Genomic DNA, 13,468 nt, shown 5'->3' on the forward strand with positions numbered 1-13,468 from the left:
AATCGCCCAAGCACAGAAAACGATCTTGCGCACCTGTCAGATCTGACAGGTCCATTAGCGGCCCACTCCTGTTAGCGTCTATCCATACGCCCTATGTAGCGCGAATGGATTCGACCATGGCCGATCAAGACCTCAGCATCACAGCTCCTTCCATCGCCAGAAGCTCATCGATCGCCACCATCGGCAAAAGCTGGAGCGCCGTTGGGCCGACCGCCTCGGCTGGATGCGAATTGCTGATCCCGCTATCGAGCGGTCGTGGCTACGGTCCGCAAATACCCTTGGCAATCAACAGCCAGAGCGGTAACGGTTCGTTTGGCCTCGGTTGCCACCTGGGCCTGAGCCAGATCAGTCGCCGCACCAACAAAGGTGTTCCACGTTATACCGAGCACGATGAAATCATCGGGCATGACGGCGAGGTGTGGATGGCAGAGCTCGATGATGCCGGAAACCTGAAGTCGCGCACGGAACACAGCTACAGAGACCGCCCCATCCCCGAACACAACGTCGTGACTTACCGGGCGCGGATCGAAAGTGATTTTTCCCTGCGCGAATGCTGGCATCCGGCTGACGGAGGAGCCCCTTTCTGGCTGATCCACGGCGCCGACGGTACGTTGCATGTCTACGGCAAAACCACCGCCTCCCGCCGTGCCGACCCCGACGACCCATCACGCATCAGCAGCTGGCTTTTGTGTGAAAGCATGAACGCCCATGGCGAACACATCTGCTACGAGTACAAGGCCGACGATCAGCCTGACGAGCAAGACCCGATTCACGACTACCGCGCCCAGCGCTATCTGCGACGAGTGTGTTACGGCAATGCCACGGCGAGCGATCACCTTTACAGCTGGGACACTGACCGACCGACGGATCTGCCATGGCATTTTCAACTGGTGTTCGATTACGGCGAACGCAGCGACTCGTTGACGGAGATTCCGAGCTACGAGGAAGTGAACCGCTGGCGGCTGCGGCCTGATCCGTTTTCCACCTATGGCCAGGGTTTTGAGCTGAGCACCCGCAGGCTCTGCCAGCAAGTGTTGATGTTTCATCACTTCCCCGGGGGCCTGGCGACAGAGGCGAAGCTTGCACGTCGCCTGCTGCTGGAATATCGACCGATCCAGAACACTGCGCAGTGGGCCTACAGCCAGATCAGCGCGGCGCACTATCAGGCCTTCGATGCGCAAGGCAATGTCGAGCACTCACCGCCGCTAGAGTTCGAATACTCGCCCTTCGAGATCAACAAGGCACCTGCACGCCTGTTGGAAAACGAGACTCAACCGGGCATCGAAGACGGCGGGTTCTATCAATGCGTCGATTTGTATGGCGAGGGCGTGCCGGGCTTTCTCTGCCGCTACGATAACGCCTGGTATTACCGAGAACCGCTACGCGCGGCGCCTGGTACCGAACTGATCGGTTACGGCCCATGGGTTTTGCTGGACAGGATCCCGGTGGCAGATCGCAACCGTGCCGTGGCGCAACTGCTTGATCTGACCGGCGACGGCCGCCTGGACCTGATCATCGCCCGGTTGGGTTACTGCGGGTTTCATGCGCTGAATGCGCAGCGGCAATTCGAACTGTTCAGCGCGTTCGACACGTTTCCCCGGGAACACCAGGATCTGACTTTGACCATGGGGGATTTCAGCGGGGACGGGCTGATGTCAGCGGCCAGCATCAGCCCCGACCGCGTGCGCCTCTATGCCAGCCTGCGCGAAAAAGGCTTCGCCGCCGCACAGGAAATACCCCATGAATACGCAGACGACCGTCTGCCGGTGTTCAGCAACTCGCGAACCGAACTGGTGCTTCTGGGCAACCTGCTCGGCAGCGACATGCCCGAGCTGTGCCGCATCCGCCATGACGAGGTCCGTTGCTGGCCGAATCTTGGTCATGGCAAATTCGGTCAAGGTCGCAAGATCAGCGCCCTGCCCTTCACCCATGAAGAATTCGACGCCTCGCGAGTACGTCTGGCCGATCTCGATGGCTCCGGCGCGCCGGCATTGATCTATCTCAAATCCGAAGGGTTCGACATTTACCTGAACCGGGGCGGCAACGGCCTGGAGCAGATTCCCGTCAGCGTGCCGTGGCCTGAAGACGTGCGCTATGACCGTTTGTGCCAGGTCAGTTTCGCCGACCTGCAAGGCCTCGGTTGCGCCAGCCTGATTCTGACGGTGCCGCATATCCAGCCGCGGCATTGGCGCTACGATTTTGTTGCAGCCAAGCCCTACCTGCTGGTCAACAGTAACAACAACATGGACTGTTCCAGCAGCGTGACTTATCGCAGCTCGGCTCAGGAATGGCTGGATGAAAAGGAGCGGCTGCTGGCGCTTGAGCGTGCACCGGTATGTCACCTGCCATTTCCGCTGGCCGTGGTGAAAAAACAGGAGCAGCACGACGAGATCACCGGCAACCGGTTGACCCAGTCGTTCACTTGGCGCGAAGGGTTCTACGACGGCAGGGAGAGGGAATTTCGCGGGTTCGGCTCCTTGCAGCAACTTGACTGCGAGGTTGGAACCGATCCTTCAGAGCCTGGCTTCAGCGAGCCGGTGCAAACATGCACCTGGTTTCACAACGGTCAGGAAATCAATCGCTCCCGCGACGATTATTTCAGCGCGGATGTGGACGCCTGCCCGTTGGGCGAAACCCTGTTCAGTCGTTACCACCCCAAAGGTGAAATCGATGAGCCCGTCACTCCGGAGGAGTCCGACAGTCGCTATCGGATTGCGCAGGCACTGGTTGGCTCGGTCGCTCGAACAGAAATTTTTCCCTACCGCGCCGATGCGCAGGCGCCCGGTGCAGCCGCACTGTACTCGGTAGAAGAGAAGCGCTATCTGGTTCGCGAGGTGCGGCCACAGGGGCCATATGCCGCAGCCGTTCTGCTGCCCCTTCAGGTCGAAGCCATCAGCTATCAGTACGACGGTTTTATCAACGACCCGCTGTGCCGCCACGATGTCACCCTGCGCTGGAACGCTTATGGCGCCGCGACCCACGCACTTACGGTGAGCTATGCGCGCAGGTTGACCGCCCAGAGCCCGCCCCCCTTCACCGAAGACCATCTGAATCAATGGTGGTCCGACGCTCACGACGAGGCGCAGCAATACTTTTACATCAGTGAAACCCGTGCACGTCTGATCAATCTGCCAGAGCCACAGCAATGGCGATTGGGCTTGCCGTATCTGGAACGGGGCGATGCGCTGAAATTGGCCAAAGGTACGCTCCCCGGGGAGTTGAACCCGGCACGGGTGTCTTTCGAATCACTGAGAGAGCTGCAGGATACGCAAGAATGGGCCATGGAAAGGGTACTGACTTCGCAATCCATACAGCGTTATGTGGACGTAGAGGGTATTGAACTGGATGACGGCGTCGCCGGATTCGAAGCGCTGTCGCACTCTCTGGAGCTTGCCCTGCTGGATAAAACCGCGCTGGACGCTTACAGCATTGTGCCGGACCTGAATATCCGCGAGGCCCTCGCGGCAATTGGTTACTCACCCATGGCGCTGCTGTTCGAAGCACCGCCCAGCGAGGAACCAAACCTCTGGTCGTCGCGGTTCAATCTGGCCCGGTACGGCGACTTGCAGGCGTTCTACAACGTGCTCGATTTCAATGAAACGCCAAGCCATGGCGTGACCAAAGCCGAATACGATCAACACCATCTGACAGTCATGCGCATGGAGTTGCCCGACGGTTGTGCCGTCCAGGTCGCGGAGTTCGATTATCACGCCCTGAAACCCAAGCGAATCACCGACGCCAATGACAACACTGAAGAAGTCATCTACGAGCCTTCCGGTCAGCCGCTGGTCATCAGCTTTCACGGTACCGAGAACGGCAAACCTGCCGGATTCGACAAGCTGACCGATGACTGGACCTTGCCGGATCCCAGTCCGGAATACGCCATTCAGTTTCCGGAAGATACCGTAGGACACGCAGCGAGCACTCTGCACAAAAACCTTTTCAGCTGGATGGGCCTGATACCCGCCTCCACACTTCAAAGCCGCTCGATCAAGCAAGGTGACCTGTTGCCCGGCGGGCATATCCGTGCCAGCGCACGTCGCCGGCTTGCGCGAAATCCCGGCCCGACGCCTGAAGACCAGCAATTGCTCATGGCCATCGAACTGGCTTACCGAGAACCGGTTCACACCGTAGTGCTCAGCGCCGACCGCTATCCCTACGACGCCATAAAGGCGCAGATCCAGATCGTCAAAACCTGCGTCGACGGCTTTGGTCGGGTCCTGCAAACCCAGCAGAAGGTCGATCCGGGGTTGGCTTATGTGGTGGGTGAGGATGGTGAGTTGCTCATCGAAGAAGGTGAGCAACCGACGCAGACACGCTGGCGCATCAGTGAACGCGTCGAATACAACAACAAAGGTCTGCCGCAGCGCCAATACCGGCCGTTTTTCGCCAACACCCACCGCTACGTCAATGATCAATCGCTGCACCAACTCGGGTTGTTCGATCAGCTGTTCTATGACGCAACGGGGCGTCCGATCAAGCTGATCAACGCCAAGGGCGACTTTTCCCGCGAGACTTATCATCCCTGGTATCACGCCAGTGAGGACTTCAACGATACCGCCGAAGAGCTGGTGTCTACGCGTGGGTCAGGCTCATGAGCGCCTCCATACATTGGCGCACGCCTTCGCTGAGCGTCAGCGACGGACGTGGCCTGCCAGTCCGTCAGGTCGCTTATTTGCGTACCGTGGCGGGTGACACGCCTAGCGCACTCGTGACCCGCCAGCACCACGATGTCGCCGGGCGTCTGGTCGCGCAACAGGATCCGCGCCTGCCGACAGCAAACACAACCAGCGTGTTTGCGCTGAACGATATCGCCGTGTTTACCAACAGCCGGGATAGCGGCTGGCGCCTGCTGCTGCCGGGCAGGGCCGGGGAGCCCGGACACCGTTGGGATGAGCGCGGCCACGTCTGGCAGTCGACCTTCGACGAGCAGTTGCGCGTGGTGCAGCTCGAAGTTTCGGGAAACGGCGAAAATCAGCTCGATACCTTCACGTACGCCCCAGGCTCTGCCGAAGCAGACTCCAACCTGCGCGGCCGGTTGATCCGGCAGACAGATCCGTCAGGTTCGCTGGACATCACCGGCTATGCCCTCACCGGACAGGCACTGGTGGAAAAGCGCACTTTTCACGATAACGAAGCGTTCACCAGCCATCAGGTGTTCAGTCCGCTTGGCGCCGTGCTTGAACAGACCGATGCCGGCGGCCATCGCAGAGCATCGCGCTATGGTCTTGCCGGGCAGCTCAGGCAAATGGAGCTGCAAGTCGAGACGAAAGTCACGCAGGTCTTGCTGGATGCGCAGTACAACGCGAACAATCAGATCATCTCGCAGCTGGCCGGTAACGGTGTCCTGAGTCAGTGGACGTATGACCCGGCCGACGGACGCCTGCATACGCGCACCAGTCAGAAAACTGCTCACCCCAGATTGCAGGATCTGCAATATTTCTACGATCGCATCGGCAATATCATCCGCATCGAAGACCACGCCTTCGAGCCCGTCTGGTTCGCCAATCAACGGGTCGACGGCCACCGTGAATTCGACTACGACTCCCTGTACCGCCTGATCCGCGCGACCGGTCATGACGACGCGCTGCCCCCGGACATTCCCGGCCTGCCGCGACCGCCCGACGAGAAAAACCGCCTCAATTACACGCAGACGTATAGCTACGACGATGGCGGCAATCTGACCGAATTGCGTCATCAGCGCGACGGCAACAGTCGTACCCGCACGATGTACATCGACCAGAAAAGCAATCGCGGGGTGCGTTGGGAAACGGGCGACGAGCCGCCGGACTTCGGTACCTGGTTCGACCCGCACGGCAATCAACGCAAGCTGCGCCACGGTCCGTCATTGCAATGGAGCAGGCGTGATGAGCTGGAGCGCGTGGATCTGGTTATCCGTCAGGACGGCGATAACGATGCCGAGTATTACCAGTACAGCGCCGGCCAGCGGGTCCTCAAATGTCATGAATGGTTCACCGACAAGGTCCGCCATTTCCACCAGGTGCGCTACCTGCCGGGGCTGGAAATTCGCAGCAAGGACAACGGCGAGGAGCTGCACATCATCAGCCTCGGTAACGCGCGCTGCCTGCATTGGGCGCAACGTTCAGTGCCGATAGACGACCAGATGCGCTACACCCTCGAAGACCACCTCGGCTCTTGCGTAATGGAGCTCAATGAAAACGCTGTGGTCACCAGCGCAGAAGGCTATTACCCGTTCGGCGAAACCGCGTGGATGGCGCCGGAATCGGAAATCGAATACCGCTTCATCCGATATTCCGGCAAGGAAATGGATGTCAGCGGTTTGTACTACTACGGCGCCCGGTATTACGCGCCGTGGTTGCAGCGTTGGGTCAGTACTGACGCCGAGCAGGCGGACGGCCTGAATTTATATGCATTCGTGGGAAATAACCCGATCCGTTTCATCGATCCGGACGGCAACAAGCGTGCAGAAGGCGTGATCATGCTGTATTCGGCGTTCGCATCCGCCGTGGAAGGGCATTCCGAAGAAGTACTGGGACAGCTGCACAACATCATTCATCAGGATGTTGCACTGAGCATGGCAATGAATCTGGCGGGAGAAACCTTCAGAGGCGTTATCGGTTATGAGGGTGGATCCATCGGTGGTACGCAATTTGACACCATGATCCCCGCTCTTGAAGTAAAGCCGAATGTGTTGAAACCCTCAGGCTTGATCGGCGGCAACATCGGTGGAGATGTCGCCGCAGCTATTGGCGAACCACTGGCTGACCATGTCAGGCTTCGCGTCGGTCCTTTGATACCGCAGACCTCGCAGATGTCCGTCAGCGCGATTGATCAAAGTCTGGGAATTCAGGAATCGGTCAGGGAGATCAACTCCTGGAAAGACTTCAGGAGGGAGCTGCTCCATCCAGCACTCAATGCGATCACCAACCCAGTGTTTTTGATGAACAGAGTATTCGGATCGGTAATCGCCATCATTCCCGGCGCACTGAATATCGGAAGTCGGGCGCAGGAAGCACAGGACATCAAGAACCGCCTCGACCCGGTGAAAATCGAAAAGATCGAGAAAATGCTCAGCGACTGGAAAGCAGCCATCGAAGAACGGTCTGCATGGGCAGAAAATGCCTTTGATGCACTGGGCGTTGACAGTGTTTCGCCCGCCAATGTGCTGCCGAATGCGAACAGCAACACGTCCAGCGAAACGTTGGCGGTCATCACGCGTTCCGGCCTGCAGCAAAGGAACCGGGCTGTACTTGCGAACATCGCGCAAGCGCAGGCCGGCCTCGCGCATTACAAAGAGATGGGGTCGACGGACAACCAGTATTTGGCAAGGCAGCGACATCTGGCATCGAAAAAAACTGGCAGTCCAGTGGTTGCCAAGTTTAAAAATGGACGATGAAACCATGCACTTGCGCACGCCGTCCTTATCGGCCACTGACGGTCGAGGCTTTACTGTCCGGCAGGTCGATTACCTGCGCAACCTGGCCGGCGCCTCCCCCAAAGCCCTCGTGACTCGCCAGCAATACAATTTGGCCGGCCGTCTGGCACTGCAGCAGGATCCGCGTCTGGCCGTTGCCAACGTCAGCACCGTTTACGCGCTGAACGGCGATGCGCTGTACACCGCCAGCGTTGACAGCGGCCAGCGTTTGATGCTGCCCGGGTTGGCCGGCGAGCCAGTGCAGCGATGGGACGGCCGCCACCAGCATTGGCAGTCGTCGTTCGACGAGCAACTGCGCGTGGTGAAGCTCGAGATGACCGGCAACGACAAGACACAACTCGATACCTTCACCTATGCCGACGGTTCTGCCGATACAGGTAACAACCTCCGTGGCCAGTTGATCCAACGGACAGATGCCTCCGGTTCGTTCGAAGTTGCCAGCTACGCTCTCACCGGCCAACCACTGCAAGAGACCCGCCTGTTTCACGACGGCGCATCTTTCGCCAGCCATCAGGTATTCAGCCCGCTCGGTACCATGCTCGAGCAAACCGACGCCGGCGGGCATTGCCGGCAATCGCGCTACGGAGTCGCAGGACAGCTTAAAACAGTGGATCTGCTGATCGGAGGCACAGAACGGCACCACGTATTGCTGGCTGCGCACTACAACGCCAATGGCCAGATCATCGAGCAACAGGACGGCAACCTGGTGCTCAGCCAATGGACCTACGATCCAGCCGACGGACGCTTGCGCACCCGGATCAGCCATAAGCCCGGCCAACCCGCATTGCAGGATCTGCAATATTTCTACGATCGCATCGGCAATATCATCCGCATCGAAGACCACGCCTTCGAGCCCGTCTGGTTCGCCAATCAACGGGTCGACGGCCACCGTGAATTCGACTACGACTCCCTGTACCGCCTGATCCGCGCGACCGGTCATGACGACGCGCTGCCCCCGGACATTCCCGGCCTGCCGCGACCGCCCGACGAGAAAAACCGCCTCAATTACACGCAGACGTATAGCTACGACGATGGCGGCAATCTGACCGAATTGCGTCATCAGCGCGACGGCAACAGTCGTACCCGCACGATGTACATCGACCAGAAAAGCAATCGCGGGGTGCGTTGGGAAACGGGCGACGAGCCGCCGGACTTCGGTACCTGGTTCGACCCGCACGGCAATCAACGCAAGCTGCGCCACGGTCCGTCATTGCAATGGAGCAGGCGTGATGAGCTGGAGCGCGTGGATCTGGTTATCCGTCAGGACGGCGATAACGATGCCGAGTATTACCAGTACAGCGCCGGCCAGCGGGTCCTCAAATGTCATGAATGGTTCACCGACAAGGTCCGCCATTTCCACCAGGTGCGCTACCTGCCGGGGCTGGAAATTCGCAGCAAGGACAACGGCGAGGAGCTGCACATCATCAGCCTCGGTAACGCGCGCTGCCTGCATTGGGCGCAACGTTCAGTGCCGATAGACGACCAGATGCGCTACACCCTCGAAGACCACCTCGGCTCTTGCGTAATGGAGCTCAATGAAAACGCTGTGGTCACCAGCGCAGAAGGCTATTACCCGTTCGGCGAAACCGCGTGGATGGCGCCGGAATCGGAAATCGAATACCGCTTCATCCGATATTCCGGCAAGGAAATGGATGTCAGCGGTTTGTATTACTACGGCGCCCGGTATTACGCGCCGTGGTTGCAGCGTTGGGTCAGTGCCGATCCGGCGGGGGATGTGGATGGGTTGAATCTGTATGGATTCGTCGGTAACAACCCGATCGTTCATGTCGACCAGACCGGTGCCTTCAAAGTGGTGTTTGACCTGATCAGAAAAGCGGTGGGTATTTTTGATCAAGCGCAAACTGCGGCGGAGCAATTGCACAACCTGACCACCGAGTTCGATGGCCTGATTCCTGAAGGCCAGAACATCGAGGAGGTGCGCAAAAGCATGACGTTCGGCAAATTCATCACCTCCCGGGCCGGCATCAAATCGGTCTTTTACGGTATCGGCAAAGGCATCGCCATCGGCAGTGTCATCGGCACCGTGGTACCCGGAATCGGCAACGCCATCGGTTCCGGCGCAGGGGCAATCGCGGGGGCAATAGTGTTTCCGGTATTGCGTTACCACTTCTTCAAGAAAGGTTTGAAAGCAGCGCAGACACTGCAGACCCAAGAGCTCAAGGACGGGCTGAAAACGCTGGGCGACGGCGCTGCAAAAGCCGTCGACGGCGCGGGGGCTCTTCTTGATGAAGGTGCTGCGCTTATCGACAGCATCAAGACCTTCACGGATAACCTCAACAGCTACTCCGAGCACATCCAGAAGATGTTCTATGCCCAACTGGACGCACTGGATGCAGAAAAACAGCGTCAGGTCATGAAGCTGTCCAGGAATGGTGTAGACCCGTTCGAAGCCATCGACAAGGTCATGCAAACCGCACAGGCAATCATCGAAGCGCCGAGCGAGGCGCAAGGCGTGACTGAACGCCTGCAGCAACTGGAGCGCTCGCTCGCTGCCGAACCTCAGGCAAGACCGGTGCCGAAGCCGAGGTTGAATCTTGTGCATCGACGTCAGGTACAGGAGACAGCTGTTTAGCAGACACGGCCGGCGCGAACAGCGCGCCCGGCCATCTCGGCCCATGCTATCGTGCCCGCCCGTCCTGCCGACCTTTGATCCAGCATGCTGCCGACTTCCCGTACCCTGCGTCTGTCGTTGTATTCCCTGCTGATCATCGCCGGCACGGTCATTGCCGCGACGCTCGCGATGCGCCACGCCGAGCGTCAGGCGCTGGAAGAAGACGCGGCCCGCGCCAATCAGCAACTGGGGTTGTACGCCAACTCCTTGCACACCCTGATCGACCGCTATCGCGCCCTGCCCGCCGTGCTGGCGCTGGACCCGCAATTGCGTTCGGCCCTGGCCGGCCCGGTCGATGCTGCGCAGCAAGCGGCATTGAATGTGAAACTGGAAAAGATCAACGGTGCGGCGCAGTCCTCGACCCTTGAACTGCTGGATCGTACCGGCCTGGCCGTGGCCGCCAGCAACTGGCGCTTGCCCAGCAGTTACGTTGGCCACAATTACGGCTTCCGCCCCTACTTCAGCCAGACCCGCACCCAAGGCACCGGGCGTTTTTACGCAGTGGGCGTGACCAGCGGCATTCCCGGCTATTTCCTTTCCAGCGCCGTACTTGGCGACAACGACGAGTTTCTCGGCGCGATGGTGGTCAAGCTGGAATTTCCCGAACTGGAACGCGAATGGAGTCAGGGCAGCGACACGCTGCTGGTCAGCGATGCACGCGGGATCATCTTTATCGCCAATCAGCCGGGCTGGCGTTATCGCGCCTTGCGGCCGTTGAGCGCCGATGATCTGGCAGAGATCAAAACCACGCGTCAGTACGACAAGCAATCGCTGCTGCCGCTGACCCATTTGCCGCTACGGCGCTTCGATGACAACAGCGATCTGCGCCGGGTCGAAGGTCCACAAGGCACGGCGGACTATCTGTGGGAATCGCTGCCACTGGCGACCGAAGGCTGGACCCTGCACCTGTTGCGCCGCCCGCAAGTGGCCTTCGAAGATTTGCGCAACGCCGCGCTGGCCGCCTCCGGTGTGTGGCTGGCGCTGGTGTTCTTGTTGCTGTTTCTCAATCAGCGCTGGCGGCTGGCCAAGGTCCGTCAGCGCAATCGCGAAGAACTCGAGCGTCTGGTCGAGGAGCGCACCCGCGACTTGCGCACCGCGCAGGAAGGTTTGGTGCAGTCGGCCAAACTCGCCGCGCTGGGGCAGATGTCCGCCGCACTGGCCCACGAAATCAATCAACCGCTGACCGCCCAGCGCATGCAGCTGGCCACCCTGCGCCTGCTGCTCGAACATGGCCGTGTCGATGACGCCTACAAGGCGCTGAAACCGGTGGACGATATGCTCACGCGCATGGCTGCCCTCACCGGCCACCTCAAGACTTTCGCCCGCAAAAGCCCGAGCGGTCTGCGCGAACGTCTGGATCTGGCGACGGTGGTCGATCAGTCGCTGCAACTGCTCGATGCGCGACTGCGTGACGAGCAGGTCAGCCTGGTGCTGCATCTGACCCGTCCGGCGTGGGTGCGCGGTGATGCGATTCGTCTGGAACAGGTGTTGATCAATTTGCTGCGCAACGCGCTGGATGCGATGCAGGGTAAAGCCTGCAAGCGCCTGGAAATCCGTCTGGAGGCCGATGAACAATTGTGGCGGCTCAGCGTCAGCGACAACGGCGGCGGGATTGCCGAGGAACATCTGGGCCAAGTGTTCGATCCGTTCTTTACCACCAAACCGGTGGGCGATGGTCTCGGCCTGGGGCTGGCAGTATCCTTCGCCATCGTGCATGAATCCGGCGGGCGCCTGAGCGTCGAGAATGGCGACCACGGCGCGGTGTTCAGCCTGACCCTGCCAATCGATCTGGAGGCACACATCTGATGCTCAATTCGGTGATGGTGGTCGACGACGAAAGCAGCATTCGCGACGCCGTTGAACAGTGGCTGAGCCTGTCGGGGTTTCAGGTGCAGTTGTTCAGCCGTGCCGAAGAATGCCTCGCCGCGCTCCCGGAACATTTTGCCGGGGTGATCCTCAGCGACGTGCGCATGCCCGGCATGGACGGCTTGCAATTGCTCGCCGAAGTGCAAAAGCGCGACAGCGATCTGCCGGTGATTCTGCTTACCGGCCATGGCGATGTGCCGATGGCGGTCGAAGCCATGCGCGATGGCGCCTACGACTTTCTGGAAAAACCGTTCAGCCCGGAAACCCTGCTCGGCAGCCTGCGCCGGGCGCTGGACAAACGCCGCCTGGTCCTGGAAAACCGCGCCCTGCACGAACTGGCCGACAACCGCGCAAAGCTCGATGCGACGCTGCTCGGCGTGTCCCGCGGTTTGCAGACATTGCGTCGGCAAGTGCTGGATCTGGCGACGTTGCCGGTCAACGTGCTGATCCGTGGTGAAACCGGCAGCGGCAAGGAACTGGTCGCGCGTTGCCTGCATGATTTCGGCCCGCGCGCCGGTAAGCCCTTTGTAGCGCTCAATTGCGCGGCGATCCCGGAGCAACTGTTCGAGGCCGAGCTGTTCGGCCATGAGAGCGGCGCGTTTACCGGCGCCTCGGGCAAGCGCATCGGCAAGCTGGAATACGCCGATGGCGGCACGCTGTTTCTCGACGAGATCGAAAGCATGCCGCTGGCCCAGCAGGTGAAATTGCTGCGGGTCTTGCAGGAACAAAAGCTCGAACGGCTGGGTTCGAACCAGAGCATTCGCGTTGATTTGCGTATCGTCGCGGCGACCAAACCGGACCTGCTCGACGAAGCTCGCGCCGGGCGTTTTCGTGAGGACCTGGCGTATCGCCTCAACGTCGCCGAACTGCGCTTGCCGCCGCTGCGTGATCGCCGCGAAGACATTCCATTACTGTTTGAAACCTTTGCCCAGAACGCCGCCCAGCGTCTGGGCCGGACCTTTCCGCCGTTGACCGGTGCGCAGCTCAGTCACTTGCTCAGCCATGACTGGCCGGGCAACGTCCGCGAACTGGCCAACGTTGCCGAGCGTCAGGTACTGGGGCTTGATGAACCGGTCGCCGGAATCGACCCGGGGCAATCGCTGGCGGCGCAGCAGGAAGCGTTCGAAGCGCAATGCCTGCGCGCGGCGCTGACCCGGCACAAGGGTGATGTCAAAGCCGTGCTCGAAGAACTGCAACTGCCGCGCCGCACCTTCAATGAAAAGATGCAGCGGCATGGGTTGAGTCGGGAGATGTTTCTGGCGGAGTGAGGCAGAGATTTGTGGTGTAGTTGAAATCCATCCCCCTCACCCCAGCCCTCTCCCCCAGGGGGCGAGGGGGAAGGGAGCCGATCTCCATGCTTTCCCGAATCTGTATTCGACTCGATATTGCAGGTCGATGTAACCCACAAGAACACCTCGGTCAGTCCCCTCTCCCTCTGGGAGAGGGCTAGGGTGAGGGGCTTTTGATCTTCACGCGGTAAGCGGAAATCCGCTCACTCAGCCCAATCAGTCGGCACAAATCCGCTCACTCCTCCCCGCCACCCCTTCTAAACC

The 13,468-nt window shown here is 59.9% G+C and carries 5 protein-coding genes; all 5 read left to right on the plus strand.

Annotated features, from left to right (window positions below):
• The first annotated feature begins 116 nt into the window (after positions 1-116).
• A complete protein-coding gene (locus D8U61_RS02515; RefSeq protein ID WP_130926360.1) occupies positions 117-4,598 on the plus strand; it encodes a SpvB/TcaC N-terminal domain-containing protein in 4,482 nt (1,493 codons plus the stop codon).
• Positions 4,595-7,378, plus strand: coding sequence for an RHS repeat-associated core domain-containing protein (locus tag D8U61_RS02520; protein ID WP_130926361.1), 2,784 nt, complete (start codon positions 4,595-4,597; stop codon positions 7,376-7,378). Before D8U61_RS02515 ends, D8U61_RS02520 begins: the two co-directional genes overlap by 4 nt.
• The gene (locus tag D8U61_RS02525; protein ID WP_241663597.1) at positions 7,368-10,010 is read left to right on the plus strand and encodes an RHS repeat-associated core domain-containing protein; all 2,643 of its coding nucleotides are present in this window, start codon (positions 7,368-7,370) and stop codon (positions 10,008-10,010) included. Before D8U61_RS02520 ends, D8U61_RS02525 begins: the two co-directional genes overlap by 11 nt.
• Positions 10,011-10,094: 84 nt before the next feature.
• Complete coding sequence (locus tag D8U61_RS02530; RefSeq protein ID WP_130926362.1) at positions 10,095-11,855, plus strand: ATP-binding protein; 1,761 nt, start codon at positions 10,095-10,097, stop codon at positions 11,853-11,855.
• On the plus strand, positions 11,855-13,183 hold the full coding sequence (locus D8U61_RS02535) for a sigma-54 dependent transcriptional regulator (protein WP_016773449.1): 1,329 nt from the start codon (positions 11,855-11,857) through the stop codon (positions 13,181-13,183). The genes D8U61_RS02530 and D8U61_RS02535 overlap by 1 nt, the downstream gene beginning before the upstream one ends.
• The last annotated feature ends 285 nt before the right edge of the window (positions 13,184-13,468 follow it).

Origin of the sequence: Pseudomonas sp. Sample_14 (assembly GCF_004307515.1) — a bacterium.
GTDB classification, from domain to species: Bacteria; Pseudomonadota; Gammaproteobacteria; order Pseudomonadales; family Pseudomonadaceae; genus Aquipseudomonas; species Aquipseudomonas atacamensis.

Excerpts from the sequence above, each read along its gene's own strand:
- D8U61_RS02530 (WP_130926362.1), top strand. The coding sequence starts at position 10,095 with ATGCTGCCGACTTCCCGTACCCTGCGTCTGTCGTTGTATTCCCTGCTG.
- D8U61_RS02520 (WP_130926361.1), top strand. The coding sequence starts at position 4,595 with ATGAGCGCCTCCATACATTGGCGCACGCCTTCGCTGAGCGTCAGCGAC.
- D8U61_RS02525 (WP_241663597.1), top strand. The coding sequence starts at position 7,368 with ATGGACGATGAAACCATGCACTTGCGCACGCCGTCCTTATCGGCCACT.
- D8U61_RS02535 (WP_016773449.1), top strand. The coding sequence starts at position 11,855 with ATGCTCAATTCGGTGATGGTGGTCGACGACGAAAGCAGCATTCGCGAC.
- D8U61_RS02515 (WP_130926360.1), top strand. The coding sequence starts at position 117 with ATGGCCGATCAAGACCTCAGCATCACAGCTCCTTCCATCGCCAGAAGC.